The sequence below is a fragment of the Methylophaga sp. OBS1 genome (genome assembly GCF_026319365.1).
In genome coordinates this window covers 473,804-495,315 of record NZ_JAPDMS010000002.1, presented here as the reverse complement: position 1 = coordinate 495,315, position 21,512 = coordinate 473,804, and the positions used below count along the sequence as shown (strand labels likewise).

Annotated in this window: 20 protein-coding genes; 11 read left to right on the top strand and 9 right to left on the bottom strand. The window is 51.2% G+C overall.

Annotation, left to right across the window (positions count from 1 at the left end; translation table 11 throughout):
• Nucleotides 1-9: 9 nt before the first annotated feature.
• The 5 genes from OMQ46_RS09100 to fae all read left to right on the top strand — a co-directional run bounded on the left by OMQ46_RS09100 (nucleotide 10) and on the right by fae (nucleotide 4,750).
• Nucleotides 10-1,236 carry a multifunctional CCA addition/repair protein gene (locus OMQ46_RS09100; RefSeq protein WP_266236440.1) on the top strand — a complete coding sequence of 409 codons (1,227 nt, stop codon included), beginning with the start codon at nucleotides 10-12 and terminating at the stop codon, nucleotides 1,234-1,236.
• 106 nt (nucleotides 1,237-1,342) lie between these two features.
• On the top strand, nucleotides 1,343-2,326 hold the full coding sequence (mch, locus tag OMQ46_RS09095; protein WP_266236439.1) for a methenyltetrahydromethanopterin cyclohydrolase: 984 nt from the start codon (nucleotides 1,343-1,345) through the stop codon (nucleotides 2,324-2,326).
• A gap of 4 nt (nucleotides 2,327-2,330) precedes the next feature.
• The gene (locus OMQ46_RS09090; RefSeq protein ID WP_266236438.1) at nucleotides 2,331-3,248 is read left to right on the top strand and encodes an ATP-grasp domain-containing protein; all 918 of its coding nucleotides are present in this window, start codon (nucleotides 2,331-2,333) and stop codon (nucleotides 3,246-3,248) included.
• A complete protein-coding gene (locus OMQ46_RS09085) occupies nucleotides 3,238-4,107 on the top strand; it encodes a triphosphoribosyl-dephospho-CoA synthase (protein WP_266236437.1) in 870 nt (289 codons plus the stop codon). The genes OMQ46_RS09090 and OMQ46_RS09085 overlap by 11 nt, the downstream gene beginning before the upstream one ends.
• A 124-nt stretch (nucleotides 4,108-4,231) precedes the next feature.
• A complete protein-coding gene (gene fae / locus OMQ46_RS09080) occupies nucleotides 4,232-4,750 on the top strand; it encodes a formaldehyde-activating enzyme (RefSeq protein WP_266236436.1) in 519 nt (172 codons plus the stop codon).
• Between the two features lie 46 nt (nucleotides 4,751-4,796).
• Here fae and OMQ46_RS09075 read toward each other — a convergent pair whose 3' ends face one another.
• A complete protein-coding gene (locus tag OMQ46_RS09075; protein WP_266236435.1) occupies nucleotides 4,797-5,498 on the bottom strand; it encodes a HisA/HisF-related TIM barrel protein in 702 nt (233 codons plus the stop codon).
• A gap of 69 nt (nucleotides 5,499-5,567) precedes the next feature.
• Here OMQ46_RS09075 and OMQ46_RS09070 point away from each other — a divergent pair, with 69 nt between their 5' ends.
• Genes OMQ46_RS09070 through OMQ46_RS09050 form a run of 5 tightly spaced genes read left to right on the top strand, consistent with a single transcriptional unit; the run spans nucleotide 5,568 to nucleotide 10,696 of the window.
• Nucleotides 5,568-6,524, top strand: a complete 957-nt coding sequence (locus OMQ46_RS09070) for an ATP-grasp domain-containing protein (RefSeq protein ID WP_266236434.1) — start codon at nucleotides 5,568-5,570, stop codon at nucleotides 6,522-6,524.
• 1 nt (nucleotide 6,525) lies between these two features.
• Entirely contained in the window at nucleotides 6,526-7,560 is a 1,035-nt protein-coding gene (locus OMQ46_RS09065; protein ID WP_266236433.1) for a hydantoinase/oxoprolinase family protein, read from the top strand.
• Between the two features lie 9 nt (nucleotides 7,561-7,569).
• Nucleotides 7,570-8,958 (top strand): aminodeoxychorismate synthase component I, encoded by a 1,389-nt coding sequence (pabB, locus tag OMQ46_RS09060; protein ID WP_266236432.1) that lies wholly within the window; start codon nucleotides 7,570-7,572, stop codon nucleotides 8,956-8,958.
• A gap of 2 nt (nucleotides 8,959-8,960) precedes the next feature.
• Complete coding sequence (locus tag OMQ46_RS09055) at nucleotides 8,961-9,542, top strand: delta 1-pyrroline-5-carboxylate synthetase (protein WP_266236431.1); 582 nt, start codon at nucleotides 8,961-8,963, stop codon at nucleotides 9,540-9,542.
• The gene (locus OMQ46_RS09050) at nucleotides 9,539-10,696 is read left to right on the top strand and encodes a pyridoxal phosphate-dependent decarboxylase family protein (protein WP_266236430.1); all 1,158 of its coding nucleotides are present in this window, start codon (nucleotides 9,539-9,541) and stop codon (nucleotides 10,694-10,696) included. The genes OMQ46_RS09055 and OMQ46_RS09050 overlap by 4 nt, the downstream gene beginning before the upstream one ends.
• Here OMQ46_RS09050 and OMQ46_RS09045 read toward each other — a convergent pair.
• From OMQ46_RS09045 to OMQ46_RS09010, 8 genes are all read right to left on the bottom strand, one after another.
• Nucleotides 10,671-12,257, bottom strand: a complete 1,587-nt coding sequence (locus OMQ46_RS09045) for an SPOR domain-containing protein (RefSeq protein ID WP_266236429.1) — start codon at nucleotides 12,255-12,257, stop codon at nucleotides 10,671-10,673. The two genes, OMQ46_RS09050 and OMQ46_RS09045, sit on opposite strands and share 26 nt — an antisense overlap.
• 16 nt (nucleotides 12,258-12,273) lie before the next feature.
• Nucleotides 12,274-13,353, bottom strand: a complete 1,080-nt coding sequence (gene aroB, locus OMQ46_RS09040; protein ID WP_266236428.1) for a 3-dehydroquinate synthase — start codon at nucleotides 13,351-13,353, stop codon at nucleotides 12,274-12,276.
• Nucleotides 13,350-13,886 (bottom strand): shikimate kinase AroK, encoded by a 537-nt coding sequence (gene aroK, locus OMQ46_RS09035; RefSeq protein ID WP_323135151.1) that lies wholly within the window; start codon nucleotides 13,884-13,886, stop codon nucleotides 13,350-13,352. The genes aroB and aroK overlap by 4 nt, the downstream gene beginning before the upstream one ends.
• Before the next feature lie 83 nt (nucleotides 13,887-13,969).
• Nucleotides 13,970-16,066, bottom strand: a complete 2,097-nt coding sequence (gene pilQ / locus OMQ46_RS09030; RefSeq protein ID WP_266236427.1) for a type IV pilus secretin PilQ — start codon at nucleotides 16,064-16,066, stop codon at nucleotides 13,970-13,972.
• 35 nt (nucleotides 16,067-16,101) lie between these two features.
• The gene (locus OMQ46_RS09025) at nucleotides 16,102-16,632 is read right to left on the bottom strand and encodes a pilus assembly protein PilP (protein ID WP_266236426.1); all 531 of its coding nucleotides are present in this window, start codon (nucleotides 16,630-16,632) and stop codon (nucleotides 16,102-16,104) included.
• A gap of 29 nt (nucleotides 16,633-16,661) precedes the next feature.
• Nucleotides 16,662-17,249: a type 4a pilus biogenesis protein PilO gene (locus OMQ46_RS09020; RefSeq protein ID WP_266236425.1), complete on the bottom strand. Its 588-nt coding sequence runs from the start codon at nucleotides 17,247-17,249 to the stop codon at nucleotides 16,662-16,664.
• A 2-nt stretch (nucleotides 17,250-17,251) separates the two neighbouring features.
• Nucleotides 17,252-17,812, bottom strand: a complete 561-nt coding sequence (locus tag OMQ46_RS09015; protein WP_266236424.1) for a PilN domain-containing protein — start codon at nucleotides 17,810-17,812, stop codon at nucleotides 17,252-17,254.
• Nucleotides 17,812-18,870 (bottom strand): pilus assembly protein PilM, encoded by a 1,059-nt coding sequence (locus OMQ46_RS09010; RefSeq protein ID WP_266236423.1) that lies wholly within the window; start codon nucleotides 18,868-18,870, stop codon nucleotides 17,812-17,814. The genes OMQ46_RS09015 and OMQ46_RS09010 overlap by 1 nt, the downstream gene beginning before the upstream one ends.
• A 365-nt stretch (nucleotides 18,871-19,235) precedes the next feature.
• Here OMQ46_RS09010 and OMQ46_RS09005 point away from each other — a divergent pair, with 365 nt between their 5' ends.
• Nucleotides 19,236-21,443, top strand: a complete 2,208-nt coding sequence (locus OMQ46_RS09005; protein ID WP_266236422.1) for a penicillin-binding protein 1A — start codon at nucleotides 19,236-19,238, stop codon at nucleotides 21,441-21,443.
• Nucleotides 21,444-21,512 lie beyond the last annotated feature (69 nt).

The following is a 21,512-nucleotide window of genomic DNA, read 5'->3' as shown; positions in this document are numbered from 1 at the left end:
ACTGTGGTTATGCAATGCTTTCTCGTCGGCGGCTGTGTCCGTGACAAACTATTGGGGTTACCGGTTAAAGATCACGACTGGGTCGTAGTCGGAGCGGATCCCCAGACCATGCTCACCCATGGCTTTCGGCCTGTGGGCAGGGATTTCCCCGTATTTCTGCATCCGCAAACCCAGGAAGAATATGCCCTCGCGCGAACCGAGCGTAAGTCCGGGCGCGGTTACCATGGTTTCAGTTTTCATGCCGCCCCGGATGTAACGCTGGAACAGGACTTGGCACGTCGTGATATAACGATTAACGCCATCGCTGAAGATGAAAACGGCAACATTATTGATCCATTTAATGGGCAACGGGATCTACAACAGCGCGTTCTGCGTCATGTCTCACCTGCCTTTGTCGAAGACCCGGTAAGAGTGCTTAGAATCGCCCGCTTTGCGGCCCGCTTTAACTTTACAATCGCAGATGAAACCAAGGACTTAATCGCTCAAATGATAGCCGATGGTGAACTGGCCTATCTGGTGCCGGAGCGCGTCTGGCAGGAATTATCCAAAGCCCTGTTAACCGATAAGCCTTCGTTGTTCTTCACCACACTGCGCGAAGTCGGTGCCCTGAAAGAGCTGTTTCCCGAAGTCGATGCCTTGTTTGGTGTCCCGCAGAATCCTAAATGGCATCCGGAAGTCGATACCGGCGTACATGTGATGATGGTGATCGACCAGGCAGCCCGACTGAGTGATGATCTTGCGGTACGATTCTCAGCCATGTGTCACGATCTGGGTAAAGGCCAGACACCGGCTGATATTCTGCCCAGCCACAAGGGGCACGAAGCGACCAGCATCAGATTGACCCGCGACTTATGTGACAGGCTGAGAGTGCCGAAAGAAACCCGTAATCTCGCCGTCAAAGTCGCTGAGTTTCATACCGATGTACATCTGTTGTTTGAACTCGATGCCGAGCGTGTACTGTATGTGCTCGAAGGCATCGACAGCTTCCGCCGTCCGGAACGCTTTCAACAATATCTGCTGGCCGGCGAGGCCGATTTCCGAGGCCGGCCTGGCTATGAAGATGCCCCCATGCCTGAGGGTAACGCTTTCCAGGCTTGTTATGAGGCTGCCGCCGCTGTATCCGCCACTGAATTTATCGAAGCCGGTCTCTCAGGTATTGCCATTGGTGAGGCGATTCGTCGAAAACGTATTGAAAAAATTGCGCAAACACTCGATGAATATCGTCCCGCAGCCTGATCCGGGTGACTGAAAAACCTGTATTAATAGGGGCTTGCATAATTACAGGGCGGCCCCATATCACGTATAATCCGATTATTTTTTCGACTTTAATTTAGGACTTATCATGAGCAGTGAACTCTCAGCCAACTGGACCAGCGTTAACGCTGCCTGCCAGCCGCTGGTCGATGCATTGATTGCCGATGCACAGGCCCTTAACCTGGAAATCAGCACACTGGATAACGGCACCCGCATCGTCGATGCCGGAATCAACTGCAAGGGCGGTCTGGAAGCCGGCCGCCGCATTGGTGAAATCTGCATGGGGGGCTTAGGCACGGCCACACTGGGTACCAACAGTGGCTTTGATAACTGGCCCTGGTCCGTCAATGTTCACGCTAAAACCCCTGTCCTGAGTTGTCTCGGCAGTCAGTATGCTGGCTGGAGTCTGTCGCATAAAAGCGAAGACAGTAAGTTTTTTGCCCTCGGTAGCGGTCCCGGCCGTGCGCTGGCTGCACGAGAAGAACTATTCAAGGAGTTCGGCTATCAGGATAAAGCCGACGCCACCGTTATCGTTCTGGAAGTCGACAGCTTTCCACCCGTCGAAGTGGCTGAAAAAGTGGCTGATAACTGCGGTATCAAAGCAGAAAACCTGACCTTTATTCTGACCCCGACCTCCAGCCTGGCCGGTGTCATGCAAATCGCGATTCGTGTGCTGGAAGTCGCCATGCATAAAGCGCATGAACTGCATTTCCCGCTGGAAAAAATCGTCGATGGTTATGGTGTCACCCCCGTCGCACCACCGGGCGGCGATTTCATGACCGCGATGGGCCGTACCAATGATGCCATTCTGTTTGGTGGCCAGGTGCATCTGTTTGTTGATGCCACGGATGAGGAAGCCAAAGCGTTAGCTGAGAAAATGCCCAGCAACACTTCTTCGGATTATGGCCGGCCCTTCGCTGAGATCTTTAAATCCTATGAATATGACTTTTTCAAAATTGATGGCAGCCTGTTCAGTCCCGGCAAAGTCATTGTCACCAATGCCAATACGGGCAAAAGTTTCACTGCAGGTGAACTGAATCACGAACTGCTTAACCAGTCATTCGGCCTGTAAATTCATGAGCGCGCGCCGCGTCGTCATTTTCAACGATACCCACGGTTGGCACAGTGATCAGTTAACCACTGCGCTGGGCCGGCTGGGTATCGAGGCGATGCTGACCGATCTGGCGGAGTGCCGTATTGACCTGGATGCGCCGACCGGTCTTTCTATACCCGGTTTTGACAATGAACTGCCGGCTGCAGCCATTGTTCGGGGAATTGCTCCCGGTTTCCTGGAGCAAATCACGCTGCGTATGGATGTACTCCATACACTGGCAGAACTCGGCGTACCCGTGCTGAACCCGGCGACTGCGATAGAACATACCGTCGATAAAGCCCGTACTTCACTTCGCCTCCACCTGGCTGGGCTTGCGACACCGCGTACCTGGGCCTGTGAAAATGCAGACAGCGCCAGAACCCTTGTTGAGCGAGAACTGGCAGCCGGTGAGTTACTGGTGATGAAACCGCTGTTCGGTTGTCAGGGCAAGGGTATTGCACTGATAGAGACACTGTCTCAGTTTGAACAACAGGCAGCGGTGGGGGGCGCTTTTTACCTGCAGCAGTATGTTGCGCCTGAAATACCCGGTGCCTGGCAGGACTGGCGTCTGCTGGTCATTGATGGTGAAGTCTGCGCCGCGATGTCACGTCGCGCCAATCACTGGATTACCAATTTTGCGCAGGGTGCCAGCTGTTTCGCAACGCCGGTTTCTGAAGAAATGCGCCAGTTAGCCATCCATGCTACTGCCGCGGTGCAGGCCGATTATGCCGGGGTTGATCTGATCCGCGGTCCTGAAGGCCAATTCACCGTGCTGGAAGTCAATAGTGTTCCGGCCTGGAAAGGTCTTTACCAGGCGACAGGTGCCGATATCGCTGGCACACTGGCCCAGGCCGTCAATCAGCGTATAACGGCGGGATTAGCCTCTAACCATGCTGTCTGAATCGGAGATAGCTGATTCCGTATTCTGGGCTTGTGAGAAAGAGGTCCGCGCGCCCAAACCAGGTAACGTCAATTGCTTCAGCGACGGCCACAATATGGCGGTTGATGACTTCATCCGCAGTGCCCGCGCCATTGCACCGGTAATGGCCCAGCCGGGACTCACCGTGGGAGCGAGAATCCTGGCTGCAATAACAGCGACCCGACAAGTGGTTGATTGTAATACCAATCTGGGCATAGTGCTGCTATTTGCCCCCCTGTGTTGCGCCGTCGAACAATCTGAGACGTTTGATGATCTGACTGACAAGCTCAGAACCACACTGCAGAACCTGACTGTGGAAGATGCCAGATTAACTTATCAGGCTATCCGAATGGCTGAGGCGGGTGGCCTGGGCCGACACCAGGAACAGGATATTAGCGGAGATCCCAGTGTTACTCTGCTGCAAGCCATGAAAATGGCTGCGGAGCGGGATCAAATAGCCTTGCAATATGTGAGCAATTTCAGCACATTATGGGAAATTGGATTGCCGGGATTGACAAGCGCGCTGAATTCTGGGGAAAGTGTTGAATGGGCAGCGGCTTTCGCGTATCTTAAGTTGTTATCAGAGCTTCCCGACAGCTTGATATGTCGCAAGCAATCTAGGGAACAGGCAATTGCAGTGACAAAAAAGGCAAAACAACTTGTTTTTGAAATGAATAAAAACAGTACGTTAAATGCTTATTCAAATCAGCTCACTGCTTGGGATAAAGAATTAAAGCAGAATGCCATTAATCCGGGAACTACCGCCGACCTTGTCGCGGCCACGCTGTTGCTTCATGCATTTCAGCGCCGGCTTTCTGCTAATCGAATTTCAGTACCATGATGCATCCAGCGGACGGCACTGAGCAGGTGATACGTTCCTTTATTACGTATAAACCCTTCCTTGCCAGCAAGGAGGGAAAAAAATGAGCCTTTTTGACAATTTTTTTGGAACAGGAAAATATAACATGCCAGTTATCGATCGCGTACTTGTAGGTGAATCCCTGGTCATCGAAGACGGTGACCTGGACAACGTCTCACACATCGACCTGATCATGGGCCCACGTGGCTCAGCAGCAGAAGATGCTTTCTGCCGCACTCTGACCGACCAGAAACAAGGTGTTAACGGTCTGTTGGCTGTAGTCACACCTAACCTGATGGTTAAACCTGCTACCGTCATGTTCAACAAAGTCACCATCAAGAACATGAAGCAAGCGGTTCAAATGTTCGGTCCTGCCCAGCGTGGTGTTTCAATGGCTGTAGCTGAGTGCGTTGAAGATGGCACCATTCCTGCCGGTGAAGCTGACGATGTCTTTATCTGCGTTGGTGTCTTCATTTCACCAACCGCTGACAGTGACGAAAAAATCCAGGATTGGAACTACCGTGCCACGAAAGAAGCAATCAAGCGTGCGGTTGCCCGTGAGCCGAAAGCGGCTGACGTCGTTGCACAATACAGATCAACTGAACACCCATTCGGTGCCAAGTAAGTTCTGAACCGTGATGGCCGCCCTTCTCTGGAAGGGCGGTTTCACTTTATTGCATCAGACGTTTCATCGTCTGCAGGTTGATAGCGCCATTATGCAACGCGCTGGCGACAAGTACGCCTGCGGCACCAGATTGTTGTGCCTTGATTAAATCGGCTTCATTGCGGATGCCGCCCGCCAGATACCACGCCACCTCCGGGGCTTTTGACCGCTGTGCCTGTAACCATTCCAAATCCGGCCCCAACTTGGATCCCACTCTGTCCAGGTTCATCAGAATCACGTTTTTCGGCCATAGTCTCGGCTCTGTGAATAAATCCGCCTTGCCCAGATTAGACTGATTTTTTCTATCGAGAGACAGAATCAAACAGGCGTCCCCTCCCCCCTGAGTCAGCATGCTTGAATCAGCCAATGTCTCACTGCCCGCCACCATGCGCAGATTATTAATCTGACTACATGCGGATAATGCCGTTAACTGCCTAATACCGCTATCAATCCAGAACTCTATCTGAGGGAACGACCGGCACAATGATTCATAGAAGTCCATGCGCTGTTTTCCCTCTTCAATCGCGTCCAGATCGGCAATGTACAGTTGCTGAAAAGGCAGACATTTCTGCAAATCACTGATGACTTCAGCAGGGGTAACTGAATTGGTTAATAAAGATTTCAGGGCGGGATATTGCTGACGGTTGCCTCCCCGGGCGTGAACGACACGACCGCCACGAATATCAATCACCGGTATAATCTGCAGCATCTGCTTCTTTCTTGTTTATAGGGTGCCATCACCGCCCGGTTGTCAGACCAAGAGGTCCTAACAGTATTGATGACGGTGTTTATCTACGAACATCTTACCAGTGGCGCATTGGCTGGTGAGACTCTTTCACCCTCACTGATGAAAGAGGGTGACGCCATGTTAACAGCGATCTGTCGTGATCTGACGGCACTGGGCTGTCAACTTACCATCATGCGTGATAGCCGTCTGCCACCCTGCAAAGCCACAGACGCCAGCCTATCTGTTTTGTCCGTCGACAGCCAACAACGTTACCGTCAGATATGGCAACAATCCCTGGATCAACATCAGCAGTTTATCGTTATTGCGCCGGAGACGGATGGTCTGCTTGAGAAACTGGTCAGACAGTTGGAAGAGAGAGATAAAGTGCACTTCGGCTGCCGGGCATCAATCATTGCCCTGTGCACTGACAAGCTTGAGTGTAGTCGATGGTTAACACAGCAAGGGGTAGTCACGCCTGAATCCGTCAAAGCGTCTGACTGGTCATATCAGGCCCGGCCCGAAGCGTCTGACTGGATTATCAAACCCAGGGATGGGGCCGGCTGTGAACAAACATTCAGGATGACCACCAATGAAATCAGATCCTATCTCAACTCACTTTCCACCGCTGAACTTGATAAGCAAATTGTTCAGCCTTTTATTGCCGGCATGGCGCTGAGTCTGAGCCTGTTTGTTACGGAAACGGATATCACCGTTTTATCGGTGAACCGTCAGCACATTAACCAATCTAACCATGCGTTAAAACTGAATCACTGCGAAGCCGGCCGTGAGGATCTCATTGAACCCGCCGCAGTTCGGCAGCTTACGCAGCAGATACATGCTACGATGCCCGGACTGTGGGGGTTTGTCGGTGTTGATCTGGTCAAAACTGCTGATGCACTCTGGCTGATTGAGATTAATCCACGGCTGACAGCTTCTTATGCCGAGTTATCGCTGATACAGACTGCGAATCCGGCACAACAGTTAATGCCCTATCTGAAAGAGGACTAAATTGAAACAACCCGGTTATTGCGGATGGGATATCGGCGGTGCACATCTTAAAGTGGCCCGCTGTGATAAAAATGGCCAACTGGAACAGGTTATTCAGCTCCCTTGTGCTTTATGGCGAGGTATTGAAGAACTGCAACTGTCGATGCAACAGGCTTTACGACGCCTCGACTGTGATCGCGATATTCATGCCATCACGATGACGGGGGAGTTGGTAGATGCTTTCCCCCACCGCCGTGCGGGGGTGAGTGCAATTATCGATAGTGTTTCGCAGATTTTGCCAGCCTCAAACTGCCAGATTTACGCTGCTGAGCAAGGTTGGTTAACGCCTGAGCAGGCTAAAATCGATTGGCAGGCTGTCGCATCAATGAACTGGATTGCCAGTGCCGATTTTGCAGCCAGTCAGGTGGAAAGCGGCTTATTCATTGATATCGGCAGTACCACCTGCGATCTCGTGCCAATTTCTTCACACCAGGTCCATCCTTTGGGCCTGACTGATCATCAGCGACAGATCAGTGGCAGCCTGGTCTATACTGGTGCCATCCGCACACCGTTAATGTCGCTGGCGACCGAAGCGCCGTTAAATGGCACCCGGGTCAGGCTTGCCGCAGAGTGGTTCGCCAGCACCGCTGACATCTGGCTATTGCTGGATAAACTCGATGGTGCTGAGATTCAGGATAGTAGCGCTGACGGCACCCCGTGGACAGCCGAGTTGTCTCGCCAGCGTCTGGCCAGAATGCTCGCTGCCGATGCCGACAATGCCAGTGCCCCAACCTGGGATCTGATAGCGCAATGGTTTGCAGAGAAACAGTTACAGCATATTACCGAGGCCTGTCTTCAAGTCATGACCCTCTATCCGCTGAACAATGACAGCCCCATAATCGGTGCCGGTGTCGGTCGCTTTATCTCAGAAATCCTGTCAGCACGCTTGAACCGGCCCTATATCGATTTTGCCAGTCTGTGTCAGTCCCAGTCTGCTGCCGCCGACCATGCACCGGCCGCCGCACTCGCCCTTCTGGCAGCGAAGCAGTTATCGTAAAATAATCAGATGAGCCAGACACTTCCACCGCTTTGTGTTGAACTGCCCTATCCTGGTGACAGCGAGCGCTATTTTCGTCAATTGCGTCAGCGTCACTGGCCGGTGATACTGGATAGCGCAAATACATCCCTGCCCGCCGGGCGCTATGACATCATCGCTGCCGACCCTTTTATTACACTCGAGTGCCGTGGCAATCAAACCCGGATTGTCAGCGCTACCGGTGCCCGGCTCAGTAACGAGGATCCTTTTCTACTGCTGGATGATCTACTCAAAAAATATCACCAGCCTCGCAGTGAATTGCCTTTTGCCGGTGGCGCTATCGGTTATTTCGGCTACGACCTGGGTCGACGCATTGAGGACTTGCCCTCAACCGCACTTGATGCAGAAGCCATCCCGGATATGGCCGTGGGAATCTATGACTGGGCTATTATCACCGATCATCAACAGCAGCGCTGCTGGCTGGCCAGCTTTGCCCAGGATCCACAAACACCAGAAAAATGGCCTGAACTGCTTGCTCAGCTGACAGATGATGAAGCGACGACAGAACAAGATAAATTATTCAGAGTCCGGGGTGAACTGCGCTGCAACCTCGATCAACAGGCATACAAACAGGCTTTTGAGCGAATTCAACATTACATTACCGAAGGCGACTGTTATCAGGTTAACCTGGCCAAGCGGTTTGAGATAGCGGCAGAGGGTGATGCCTGGTATGCCTATCAGCGCTTGAGACAAGAAAATGCAGCCCCGTTTTCTGCTTATTTCGATACCGGATCGCTAGCCATCATGAGTTCCTCTCCGGAGCGCCTGCTTCAGGTCCATGACGGGCAGGTTGAAACTAAACCGATCAAGGGTACCCGCCCCCGCCATCTGAGCGATAAGCGCAAAGATCAGGCACTCGCTGACGATTTACAAAACAGTATCAAGGATCGTGCAGAAAACCTGATGATCGTCGATTTGCTGCGTAATGATCTGGGTAAGGTCTGTAAGGCGGGCAGTATTCGTGTTCCCAGGCCGTTTGCGCTGGAAAGTTTTGCCACCGTACATCACCTGGTCAGTACGATCACCGGTACTCTGGCTGAGGATCAATCTGCTGCCACCTTGTTAAGAGCCTGCTTTCCCGGGGGCTCCATCACCGGTGCCCCCAAGCTGCGGGCTATGCAGATCATTGAAGAGCTGGAACCCAACCGCCGTGGCGTTTATTGTGGCAGCATCGGCTATATCGGTTTTGACGGTAACATGGACAGCAATATCACGATTCGCACGCTGGTGTTCAGCGACAACAGGCTGCGTTTCTGGGCCGGGGGTGGTATCGTTAAAGATTCGCAGGCTGAGGCAGAATATCAGGAAGTACATGATAAGGCTGCAGCCATGCTGCATTTAATCGAAGGCTTACGCTGATTATGCGGATTATTAAACTGGGCGGCAGCCTGTTTCATACGCCGGAATTGAGACAGTGGCTCGAGTTGCTGGACCGTGCCAGCCAAAATGAAGCCGTTGTCATCGTACCCGGTGGCGGTCCTTTTGCCGATGAAGTCCGTCATGCCCAGCGACTGCATCGTTTCAGTGACAGTGCTGCCCATCATATGGCGCTGCTGGCCATGGCACAGTTCGGTCTGCTGCTTGCCGATCTGGCGCCAAACAGTCAGGCTTTTTATTATCCCCAGCACCACGTTAGTGAACTTGAGCATGGTCTGCATGTGTGGCTGCCTGATCGTTCACTGTTGACGATGTCAGACATTGCCCACAGCTGGGACATCAGTTCTGACAGCCTGGCTTTATGGCTTTCGCAACAGCTGGAGGCCGATGAACTCATTATGATCAAGCGCTCCACCGTCGTCTCCAGTCGTATTCAGGCGCTGATTCAACATGGTGTGCTGGATAAAGGGTTCACCACCCTGTATCAGCGCCACCCTATTCACACCCAGTTATTTCATTTTCAACAACAGGCTTTATTTCCCGATAAAGGCCTGATTCTGCAATGAGTCAGCTACTGGCTGCGCACCAGGCCAACGATCTTTTATCGGCATTACTGCAGCATCAGCCTATCGATGATGTCTGCACCAAACCTTATTATCATGATTTGCTGGCCGAAGCTGAGCGTATGTTATCTGTGGATAAAGCTGCCCACATGACTGCCGACCTTGCCCCATACAGCCTGCTGGGCATGCAGCTCGCCGCCATGCACCGGGGTAATTTATTGTCAGCGGAACTGTATCCTGAACTCCGGCAGGCCGAAAGCTATACGCTTAACTGGCTAAAGTCCTGTTTTGGGATGCCCTACGGCCATTTCAGTCACGGCGGCAGTGATAATAATCTTCAGGCGCTATGGCAGGCGCGTGATAGTGCCGAAATCGATAGCAAAATCGTGTATGCCAGTCGCGCGCGGCATTACTCTGTTGATAAAGCCTGTCGCATTCTGGGACTCAAACTTGAGCTTATCGCCACTGATGCCGATGATCGGATAGATGTCTCATCCCTTGAACAGGCCTGCAGGCAGGCTGCACCAGTCGCTATTGTTCTGACAGCGGGGACCAGCCTTATCGGGGCGCTCGACCCTTTACAACCGGTGGCAGACATTGCGGCTCGCTATCAATGCTGGCTGCATCTGGATGCAGCCTGGGGCGGTGCGTTGTTAATGCTGCCGGAACAACGAGAATCACTCCATCATCTGGCACGACTCGACAGTCTGGGCTTTGACCCGCACAAGTCTCTGTTTCAGCCGCGTCCCTGTAGTGTCTATCTGAGCCGTCATCTTCCGGCAGAGCGTCGTCAGACTGACTACCTGGATTCAGCTCCCACAGGTCGTGTCACCGGCTCTTACGGTGCCGAACTGTTTCTATCTCTATGGTTAAATTTGAAAGTGCTGGGGGAGGACTGGTTCTATCAACAAACGCGGTTGCGGCTGCAACATGCCCAACGCTTTGCCACCTTGCTGGCAACGCAGCAGGTCAAAACCTGGAACGGTGGTAGCGGTATTGTCTGCTTTGCTGCTCAAGGACAGGGGTTCGATGACCTGGTTGTTGAAGGTGTGCTATCAAAGGCCAGGATTCTTCAGCAAACAGTTTACCGCGCCGTATTTGCCAGTTATCAGACCCAATCCACCACGCTGTTCAGGGCGCTACCCCTTTCTCTTTGATTTGTTTCTGCACACTGTCGAGACGTCGCAGCCAGGTTGGAATCGTGTTTAATGGTGCCGGCCACTGGTTGCTGGCCGTTAAAGCGGCCTTTCTGGTGGGATATACACCATAAACCAGTACATGCCAGGGTTTGTTATTCCGCAAACTGGTAAAGGTCGCTACATCGCCTGAAAGCGCATATTTCTCGATAAATTCCTCCACCTCAGCGGCATCCCAGGCTCCCATCAACTGGAAGGTATAATGATTCGCCTTTTGTTGCAGTATCCAGTCTTTATTGTGGATTGAGCTTGATGCTTTACTGGCTTGCTCTGGCTGCGGAGACTTCTCAGCAGCAATGACCCGTTGATCGGAACCAGCCATTGCTGATTTTTGTTCTTCAGTCTGCTCACGCCCCACCGCCTCAGTAGGTGCAGAGGATGTCACTCCGGTCTCGGTCTCGGTCTCGGTCTCGGTCTCGGTCTCGGTCTCGGTCTCGGTCTCGGTCTCGGTCTCGGTCTCGGTCTCGGTCTCGGTCTCGGTCTCGGCAACAGTCTGACCAGTCGGAGGAATCTCTGCCAGCAGATCAGCCAGTTCCTGTCTTGGATTATCCTGTGACAAGGTCTCACCCTCACCTACAATTACGGTGGCAAGCTCGTCCTCCTGAGCCAGTGGCGGCAGAATCACTTCCTCTTCGACCGACTCAGACTTATCTATCCAGCTATTGATTTGCTGCTGAAAAATCAATGCCGCGAGGATAATCAGCCCCAGTATAATCACGACAGACCAGCGACCGACTTGCCGGAACTGAGCAGGCATGGTTATCGGTAACCTGGATTTAGGCGCGGTGCCCAGTAACTGCTGGTGAGCCAGTTGATTGATCTTAGCGGGGTTGCCGGCCGACTGGCGATAAAAGCGCTGCAATTCACGACTGCTGAACGGTATTTCCCCCTGATAACCGGCAGCCTTAAGGCGTTGCAGCAGATAGGACTCAACCTCTCTGGGCTCAAGCGCCGGCATATCGAGTTTTTGCAGTGTCAGGTCAGGAACAGATGCCACGGTTGTCTGCGTGGTGATAATACCCTGCCAGAGTGGCTGTTGCTCTTCCCCCTGCCAACTGAACCAGTCAGATAACATGAGCTTAACCGGTTCCGACTGTAATTCAATATCCTCAACCAGTAAAACCGGAACGATATTAACGCGTCGCAGCTGTGCCAGACGTTGTTTTATCAACGCTTCGCAAGCCGCCTCGTCGTAGCTGGTCTCAGCCTGTAAATCAGCCAGTAGAGACTGACATTGGGAGAGCTTGCTACCGCTGGCGGGCAATAGACAAAACTGTATATCGGCAGCGGCATGGCGCTGAAGCTGAGTGAGCAGGGTGGTTTTACCCATACCCTGATCTGCCTGAAGCAAAATCGGTGTCGTGGTGGCCCGCAGCAGATGCTGTATCAACAGACGCCGCTGTTTAATATGACTGCCATCAAAAAACGCGCCGTCCGGAGTGTGCTGGGTAAACGGTGAGTGCGTTAATGCCAGCCTGTTGATATAGGCGGGTTCCGCAGACGTTGCCGTTAACTCACCCATGGCAGTCGTTCATCTCCTAGCCCTGAAAATGTGTCAGCGTTTGCTGTAACTCAGCAGGATCATAATCATCGCTGATAACCGCCTGGCCAATGCCTTTCAGCAAAACCAGACGAATGACCCCATCCTGTACTTTTTTATCAACGGCCATTAAATCCATAAACTGTTGGGCGGTCATCCCCTGAGGTCCATTGACTGGTAGGCCGGCCTGTTTAAAGATCGTTTCTATCCGGCTCAGCTCATCTGTTTGTAACCAACCCATTCTGACAGACAAATCAGCCGCCATCAGCATACCTGTCGCAATGGCTTCACCATGCAGCCAGTTTCCATAACCCATGCCCGTCTCAATCGCATGACCAAAGGTATGCCCCAGATTCAACAAGGCCCTGACGCCCTGTTCGGTCTCATCTTTGGCAACGACATCCGCCTTATCCTGGCAGGAGCGTTCAATCGCGTAGGCCAACGCTTTGGGATCGCGATCTTTGAGTTGTTCAATATTCGCTTCCAGCCATTCAAAAAAGTCGTAGTCACTGATAAGACCATACTTGATGACTTCGGCAATACCGGAGGCCAGTTGGCGGTCATCCAGGGTGTTGAGCGTGCTGGTATCAGCGATAACACATTGAGGCTGATAAAAGGCCCCTATCATATTTTTGCCCAATGGATGATTCACCGCTGTTTTACCACCGACAGAAGAGTCGACCTGTGATAACAGCGTCGTCGGTACCTGAATAAACGGCACGCCACGCTGGTAACAGGCTGCCGCAAAACCGGCCATGTCACCGATCACACCCCCGCCCAGTGCAATGATGGTGACCTGTCGCGAAAACCGCTCACTCAACAGTTTATCGTAAACCTGATTCAGCACATCCAGCGTCTTATAAGCTTCGCCATCGGGCAAAATCACGGCTTCGCAGTGATAATCAGACAGCTGACTTTTCACCTTCTCCAGATATAGCGGCGCAATGGTGTCATTGGTAACAATCAGCACCTCTTTCCGTTTGATATGTTTTTGCAGCAATGCCGGTTGTGAGAGTAAATCTTCACCTATGTAAATCGGGTAACTGCGGTCTGCCAGGGCAACGTTCAGCGTTTTCATAAGTTTGATTTAGCTTTTCCTGTTTTTTTCAGTTTCTTGATCACATCATTCACCGTGTGCTGAATCGACTGATCACTGGTTTTTAACACAATATCGGCCACATCGCGATAGAGCGGGTCGCGTTTGGCGAGCAGTTCTTCAATTTGTTTGCGTCGATCGCCGGTCTGCAGCAAAGGTCGCTTCTTATCGCGTGCGGTACGACGATAGAGCTGTTCAGGCGTGGCTGAGAGATAGATCACATGTCCACGCTGTTTCAGAAACGCACGGTTCTGTTCCGACAGGACGACACCACCACCGGTTGCCAGCACGATGTTTTCCATGCCACTCAACTCTTCTATCGCTCTGGCTTCACGTTCACGGAAACCGGCTTCACCTTCCATCTCAAAAATCCAGGAAATGGACACGCCTGTGCGTAGTTCTATCACCTTATCACTGTCATAAAACTTACGATGCAGCGCCTTGGCCAGTTGCCTGCCAATGGTAGACTTTCCTGCGCCCATGGGACCGACGAGGAATATGTTACCTGTTATCAATAGCCTGCCCTTAGATTATAGTTCATAAAAAAGCCGGATCTTCTGATCCGGCTTTTGTTGTTAGAAAGATCCTGCAGGAGATTTTAATACTGCAATCCCTCTTTCACAATTTTTGGTGTGACAAAGACCAGTAGTTCACGCTTTCGATCCTCCTTGGTCGTGTTTCGGAACAGAAAACCGACGTACGGCAGATCCCCAAAGAATGGCACCCGCTCAAGATTATCGTTTTTAGTCTGCTCATAGATACCGCCGAGCACGACTGTCTCTCCGTTATCTACCAATACCTGAGTTTTGACGCTCCGGGTATCAATACTGGGGACACCCAGAAAGACTTCACCGACCTCATCCTTACTGACTTCCAGATCCATCACAATACGGTCATCGGGGGTGATTTGCGGTGTCACATCCAGCTTCAATACAGCCTCTTTAAAGGAGACATTGGTCGCACCACTGGAAGTCGCTTCTTGATAAGGAATTTCAGTACCCTGCTCAATGGAAGCCTGCTTCTGATTGGCGGTAATAACCCGAGGAGAAGAAATGACTTCCCCTTTACCCTCTGCCTGCATTGCTGATAGTTCCAACTCCAGAATCATGCCTAGCGGCAATTTTGCCAAGGCAAGCCCGATAGAGCCGGCGGGGTTAGTCACTGGTAGGTTCACATTCAAATCATTACCCACAACACTATCAGCTCTGATTTGGTCGCTATTATTGGGATTCAGATCCAAACCATCCAAGCTGCCGGATGTTCCCGCCCCCAATGTATTACTCTGGGCAGAAGTGCCAAACCTGACACCCAATTCCTTATTAAAATCATTGTTGGCAATAACAATACGCGACTCGATCAGTACCTGTCTGACTGGTTTGTCGAGTTGTTCAATCACCTCACGAATTTCAACCAGACTGTCAGCCGTGTCCCTGATCAACATCGAGTTGGTACGCTGATCGATAGTAATATTCCCACGGGGTGACAAGAAACCTCTTTGATTGCCACCACCACTGCTACCGGAGCCACTGGAACTCAACAAAGTCGCAAGCTCAGTCGCTTTAGCAAACTTGATCTCAACAATTTCAGTGTAAAGGGGTTCCAGTTCGACCAATTGCTTCTGTGCTTCAAGTTCCTGCTTCTCGCGCGCGGCAATTTCTGCTGCCGGTGCCACCATCATCACGTTACCACTCTGGCGCATGCCGAGCCCTTTGGACTTCAGAATGATATCCAGTGCCTGATCCCAGGGCACATTTTTAAGTCGCAGTGTCAGATTACCTTTTACGGTATCGCTGGTAACCAGATTCATGCCGGTGAAGTCTGCGAGTAATTGCAGCACAGCACGTACTTCAATGTTCTGGAAATTCAAAGACAGTTTTTCACCGCTATAGCCAAACTGATCTCTTTCACCTGCCTGCGCCTGTTCGGGGAGCGGTTTGACCTCAACAACCAGTGTTTTTTCCGATTGATAGGCAAGATGCTCGTAACGCCCTGTGGTCACTAATGTCAGTTTTGAGGCATTTCCACTCGTTCCAGACTCGATATACTGAACAGGTGTGGCAAAATCAACGACATCCAGACGTCGGCGTAACTTTTCGGGTAAACCGACATTGGGTAATTCGACCACGATGTTTCCTTTATCCTCACGAACATCCATCGTGGCATTCTCATCGCTCAACTGGACGATAACACGGGCCTCGCCGTTTTCACCTCGGCGAAAATCGATATCTGTCACATCAGTCGTCATATCAGAAGCGGCGGCTGTCGATGCGCGGGCAGCCTGCGATCCCTCAATGGTAACGACTAACTGATTGCCTTGCTGACTGACAGAATAGGGAGCTTTTTGCAGCAGACTGATGACCATACGGGTTCTATCACCGGCTTCAACGGCAGAAATGCTGCGAGTCATACCGATATTGACCTGCTTGGTTCGCTCACTCAGGCGGTTTTTAACATTAGCGAAGTCAAAAACAATTCTGACAGGGTCATCAGTGGCAAAACTGTGGGGCTTTGTTTCCAATGGCTCTGAAAAAATGAGTTGTATTTTTGCTTTATTCCCCGGCAAAGAACTGTAGTTGAGCTCTCTGAGCTCATTTGCCGAAACGTTGAAGCTGAGTATCAGCAGCACTGAGAGAAGCAATCCCCACGCAGATTTGTGCACGATACCCGGAACCGACTGTCTTGTCTGCTTATTCATACTCATTCCGTCTTTGTAGGCCATGATATTCATTATTACTTAACCTCCACTGCCGCCACAGTGGTCTCTCTTTCGACAAAGCCACCATTACCATTGGGAACAATCTCCCTGAGCTCGAGGCTGGTATCACTGATAGCTGTGATCTCGCCGTAATTCAGCCCCATGTAGTTGCCCACCTGAACGCGATGGATCACACCATCAGGCGAGCGAATCAATGCCCATATCTGGTCCTGTTCCAGCGTGCCGACAAATTGCATTTCAGATAAGGCATATTGTTCCAGCACTTCTTTGCGTCGGTTCTCATCGGGGCGCAATCCGTTATCCTCGATTTCCCGGACCGGCTCTTCAGGCACATCAACCACCGTCGGGATGAATGGATCGCGTAAGTCTGCAGCGGCATAATCAAATGATTCGTAGGTCTTCATCACCGGTATCGGCGGGATGTCGGATTTTTGCTGTGCTTTGACGCGTGCGACATAGCTGTTGAGATCCTCTTTATCCTGCTGGCAACCGACGAGCGGGAGAAGAAACAGGAGAATGGCAAGAGTTTTAAATCGCTGAAGCATGGTCATATTCCTAATCACTCCCCGGAAAATCAGGACTCATCATCGAAGTAACGATAGGTTTTGGCCCTGATATCCATCGTCATCTTTCCGGTTTGCTCATTCAGCGGGCCCATTTTAATATCATGCATGGTCACAATCCTGGGTAGCGCGGCCACATCACTGACAAATTTGCCGAACTGATGATAAGTGCCGGTAACGGTCATATCCACGGGTAATTCAGCATAAAAATCGACAGCGCGCTCACCTTCGGGTTTGAATAGCTCAAATTCCAGGCCATTAATCAAACCTGTACGAGTGATATCGAGCAACAGTTCGGGCACTTCACTTTTTCTGGGTAATTGCTCCAGCATGGAAGCAAACATAACCCGCATCTCGGCCAGCTGTTCTTTGTAGGCTTCCAGATTAACGGCTTTGGCCTGCTTGGTTTCAAAGGTTTGTCTCAGCTCAACTTCTTTCTGCTCCAGGGTTTTCAGCTGTGCCTGTTTATCCTTAACGATGAAGTAATAACCACCGCCCCACACAAGCAGACAGAGAAGCAAAACAGCGACAATTTTGATGGCAACAGGCCATTCGCCACTTTCGTTGAAATCAAGCTCTGTGATTGATGACAGCTCCATGACTACTCTCCATCCTCTGCATCAGGGTTGGCTTCATTGACTTCCACGGTGAATTTGCGAATAGCATCATCGCGGCTGGATGTCCGTTTGATGACCTGCAGTCTGGATTCGCCATATTCATCGTTGGCGTCGACCTCCTGCATGAACACTGACACCCGTGCGTTGGATTGAGCCACACCATTAAAGCTGACAAGATTACCCTTGCGGGTCACCTGCTCGAGGTGCAGGCCATCCGGGACCAATCTGGGCAATGAATCAAAAACCTTAACGATCTTGGGACGGCTCTCCTGTAAATCCTGAATCACCTGCATACGGGCCAGCAATCTGGCTCGCTGAGCTTCCAGATCTTTGATCTCCTTGATTTTCTTATCGACTTTGGCAATTTCTGTTTCGAGGAAGCTGTTGCGCTGGTTCTGTTCATCGATCAGGCCATTAGCAAAAGAGACCACCAGAAACAGAATCAACGCGGCGAATATAAATGCCGCAACCAGGGCCAGATAGAACTGTTGCTGTCGTTCCTGACGACGCTCTTCACGCCATGGCAATAAGTTGATATGAGCCATTAGTCAAAACTCCTCATCGCCAATCCACAGGCAATCATCATCGAGGGAGCATCGTTGCTCAAAGCCTGTATTTTCACTCTCGAACCCAACACCATGTCAGAAAATGGATTGGCAACAGAGGTTGAGGTGCCGGTTTCATTTTCAATCATCTCCGCAACGCCTTTAATTGAGGCGCAGCCACCGGCAAGAATAATGTGGTCGATCGATTGGTATTGCGTGGATGCCGAGAAAAAGAATTGCAGGGCACGGGTCACCGTCATCGTCATTGAACGCTTGAAGGGTTCGAGCACTTTTGGCACATAATCTTCGGGCAGACTACCGTCTTTCTTGGCTTTACCTGCTTCCTGGTAAGATAAGCCGTAGTGACGCTCTATGTCCTCAGTAAGCATTTTTCCGCCGAAGGTCTGCTCTCGGGTAAATACGATTTTGCCATCAACCAGCACGTGTAATGTGGTGACTGTGGCACCGACATCTGCTACTGCAACGGTGAGCCCCTGACCATGATGCGGTAACTGCCTCGCAATCAATTCGAAAGCATTTTCCATGGTATAAGCTTCGACATCGACCAGTTTGGGTTTGAGGCCGGCCTTTTCGACGACCTCGGTACGGGCATCGACGTTTTCTCGCCTGGATGCTGCCAGCAACACATCGACAGCATCGACATCTGCAGCAGAGGTGCCCAGCACTTCAAAATCCAATCGAACTTCTTCCAGTGGATAGGGAATATAGTTTTCAGCCTCCAGCAGTACGTTTTCTTCCAATTCACGACCTGAGAGTGAGGCGGGGAAAGTGACTGTTTTAGTGATGGCTGAATTGGCTGAAACAGCGACGGCCGCTTCTTTGGCTTTGGTGCCTGAGCGCTTCACTGCTCGGCGAATGGCACCGGCAACTTCATCGCGGTTCTCGATACGGCTTTCGACAACAGCATTCACAGGGAGAGGTTCTACGGCGTAGGACTCAACGGTATACTTATCACCTTTTTTATTGAGCTCCAGTATCTTTACTACTGATGAACTGATGTCTATCCCTAGTAGCGGAGATTTTTTTCGTCCAAACATCTGTTGCCTCAATCCCAGTTGATTGTGTCGTGATCTGCTCACTTAGCACTGCTAGTTAAAGTAGTTTATTAAGATTACCCCGAATGTCAACATAAATCTCAATAAAACCAGCGCTTTGAACTCAACCACTGTTTTTCTCCCTGCCTTTATATATACTCTACTGACCTATTGATTGCGAATTTTTCATCACCATGTCCCGGATTTTCAGCACGCTTTTTAAGATTTTTGCCGCACTACTGATATTGTCTCTGATTGCTGCAGCTGTTCTTTACTTTTTTCTTGCTCCCAAATTGCCAGATACCCAGACTTTGAAACAAACCCAGTTTCAAATACCGCTGAGAATCTACAGCTCGGAAAATAAACTGATGGCGGAGTTCGGTGAAAAACGCCGGATTCCGGTCGAATACCAGGAAATTCCACAACAGATGATTGAGGCTTTTCTGGCCGCAGAGGATGATCGTTTTTATCAGCATCCCGGTGTCGATTATCAGGGCATTATCCGTGCTGTTTATTCGCTTTTGATGACTGGTGAAAAAACGCAGGGCGGTAGCACCATCACTATGCAGGTGGCACGAAATTTTTTCCTCTCCAGTGAAAAAACCTATCTGCGCAAGCTGAATGAGATCATTCTGGCACTGGAAATGGAACAGGTTCTGACTAAGGAAGAAATCCTGGCTCTCTACCTGAATAAAATCTATCTCGGCAACCGGGCTTATGGCGTCGGTGCCGCAGCCAATGTCTACTACGGCAGATCTATCAGCGAACTGACATTGCCTGAAATGGCCATGATCGCCGGTCTACCCAAAGCACCATCCCGGTTTAATCCAATCGCAAACCCGGAACGTGCCATGGTCCGGCGTAACTATGTGCTGAGAAGAATGTGGGAAGTAGGCTATATCAGCGAACAGGACTATGAAGAAGCAACACAGGCACCGGTCAGCGCGACCTATCATGGACGTGAGATTGAGGTTTATGCGCCTTATGTGGCCGAAATGGTTCGTACGCGGCTTATCGAAGAGTTCGGAGAAGACATCTATACCAGTGGTTTCAATGTGTATACCACCATCCGTGGTGACCAACAGCAGGCCGCCAACCATGCACTGCAGACTGCCCTGCTCGAATATGATCGTCGTCATGGTTACCGTGGACCCATCGCCGACATTGAGCTGGAAGACAATATAAGTGAAGACACACTGACTGAGAAACTCAATTCTTACGATAGTATTGGTCCACTCAAGCCCGCCATTGTCACGGCAATCAGCGATGACTCAGCAACGATTTTTATCAAAAAGCTGGGTTATCAGAATCTGACCCTGGGTTCGATGAAATGGGCACAGAAAAAACTCAGTACTAACAGCCGCGGCGCTGTACCTAAAAAAGTGAGCGACGTGCTGCAGCCCGGACATATCATCAGGGTAGAAAATAGAGAGAGCGAAAGCTGGCAACTGGCTCAGTTACCGGAAGCTGAAGGCGCACTGGTTGCGCTGGCACCACATGATGGCGCAGTAACGGCACTCACAGGTGGGTTTGATTATTTCAATAACAAATTCAACCGCGTCACCCAGTCCCGTCGTCAACCCGGCTCCGGCTTCAAACCGTTCATCTATTCGGCGGCACTGGAAAAAGGTTATACCGCAGCGAGTATTATCAACGATGCGCCCGTAGTGTTTGATGATCCGGGACTGGAAAATGTCTGGCGACCGGAAAATTATAGTGGTAAGTTCTTTGGCCCGACCCGCCTGCGAGAGGCACTGATCCATTCACGCAATCTGGTATCGATTCGTCTGCTGCGTGATATCGGGGCTGATTATGCCGTCGAATACGCTAAACAATTTGGCTTTGATGACACAATGCTGCACAAGAACCTGTCGCTGGCACTGGGTAGTGGCAGCGCTGCCCCCTGGGATATGGCCACTGCCTACGCAGCCTTGGCCAATGGCGGCTATAAAGTCGATCCTTATCTGATCCAGCGTGTTGAAAATGCTAACGGTGAAGTCGTTTTCCAGGCTGCCCCTAAAACCGTCTGTGAAACCTGTCAATTGACTGAGGTCACCATGGACAATGCCAGCTTTAGTGTCGCTGAGCGGGTCATGACGCCGCAAAACAACTTCATCATGAATTCTTTGCTGCGGGATGTCGTACGTTATGGGACGGGTCGCAAAGCAATGAGCCTGGGACGCAATGATTTGGCCGGTAAAACCGGGACAACCAACGATCAATTGGATGCGTGGTTTAATGGCTTCCATCCCGAGTTGGTGGCCGTAAGCTGGGTTGGTTTTGACCGTCCCCGCAGTCTCGGCCGTTATGAAACCGGTGGCCGTGCCGCGTTGCCAATGTGGATCGATTTTATGGAAGTGGCCCTGCAGGGGCTGCCAGAAGCCCCTCTGGAACAACCGATTGATATGGTCACTGTGAGAATTGACCCGGAAACAGGCCTGCTGGCACAACCCGGAGCCAGTGATGCAATCTACGAAACATTCCGCGAAGACTACGTACCAAAACAGCTTGCGCCATCTACCGGGACTGGCTATGCCGGTGATAATGGGAGTGCGCCGGTGATTGAGCTGTTCTGAGAATGCAGCAGAACCTTATCACCGGAATAATCACATAGAATGGCAGTAGCCGGGGCCGAACCGACGGCT

Coding starts and splice junctions, on each gene's coding strand:
- OMQ46_RS09100 (WP_266236440.1), top strand. CDS start 10: ATGCAATGCTTTCTCGTCGGCGGCTGTGTCCGTGACAAACTATTGGGG.
- mch (WP_266236439.1), top strand. CDS start 1,343: ATGAGCAGTGAACTCTCAGCCAACTGGACCAGCGTTAACGCTGCCTGC.
- OMQ46_RS09090 (WP_266236438.1), top strand. CDS start 2,331: ATGAGCGCGCGCCGCGTCGTCATTTTCAACGATACCCACGGTTGGCAC.
- OMQ46_RS09085 (WP_266236437.1), top strand. CDS start 3,238: ATGCTGTCTGAATCGGAGATAGCTGATTCCGTATTCTGGGCTTGTGAG.
- fae (WP_266236436.1), top strand. CDS start 4,232: ATGCCAGTTATCGATCGCGTACTTGTAGGTGAATCCCTGGTCATCGAA.
- OMQ46_RS09075 (WP_266236435.1), bottom strand. CDS start 5,498: ATGCTGCAGATTATACCGGTGATTGATATTCGTGGCGGTCGTGTCGTT.
- OMQ46_RS09070 (WP_266236434.1), top strand. CDS start 5,568: ATGACGGTGTTTATCTACGAACATCTTACCAGTGGCGCATTGGCTGGT.
- pabB (WP_266236432.1), top strand. CDS start 7,570: ATGAGCCAGACACTTCCACCGCTTTGTGTTGAACTGCCCTATCCTGGT.
- OMQ46_RS09055 (WP_266236431.1), top strand. CDS start 8,961: ATGCGGATTATTAAACTGGGCGGCAGCCTGTTTCATACGCCGGAATTG.
- OMQ46_RS09050 (WP_266236430.1), top strand. CDS start 9,539: ATGAGTCAGCTACTGGCTGCGCACCAGGCCAACGATCTTTTATCGGCA.
- OMQ46_RS09045 (WP_266236429.1), bottom strand. CDS start 12,257: ATGGGTGAGTTAACGGCAACGTCTGCGGAACCCGCCTATATCAACAGG.
- aroB (WP_266236428.1), bottom strand. CDS start 13,353: ATGAAAACGCTGAACGTTGCCCTGGCAGACCGCAGTTACCCGATTTAC.
- pilQ (WP_266236427.1), bottom strand. CDS start 16,066: ATGAATAAGCAGACAAGACAGTCGGTTCCGGGTATCGTGCACAAATCT.
- OMQ46_RS09025 (WP_266236426.1), bottom strand. CDS start 16,632: ATGCTTCAGCGATTTAAAACTCTTGCCATTCTCCTGTTTCTTCTCCCG.
- OMQ46_RS09020 (WP_266236425.1), bottom strand. CDS start 17,249: ATGGAGCTGTCATCAATCACAGAGCTTGATTTCAACGAAAGTGGCGAA.
- OMQ46_RS09015 (WP_266236424.1), bottom strand. CDS start 17,812: ATGGCTCATATCAACTTATTGCCATGGCGTGAAGAGCGTCGTCAGGAA.
- OMQ46_RS09010 (WP_266236423.1), bottom strand. CDS start 18,870: ATGTTTGGACGAAAAAAATCTCCGCTACTAGGGATAGACATCAGTTCA.
- OMQ46_RS09005 (WP_266236422.1), top strand. CDS start 19,236: ATGGCGGAGTTCGGTGAAAAACGCCGGATTCCGGTCGAATACCAGGAA.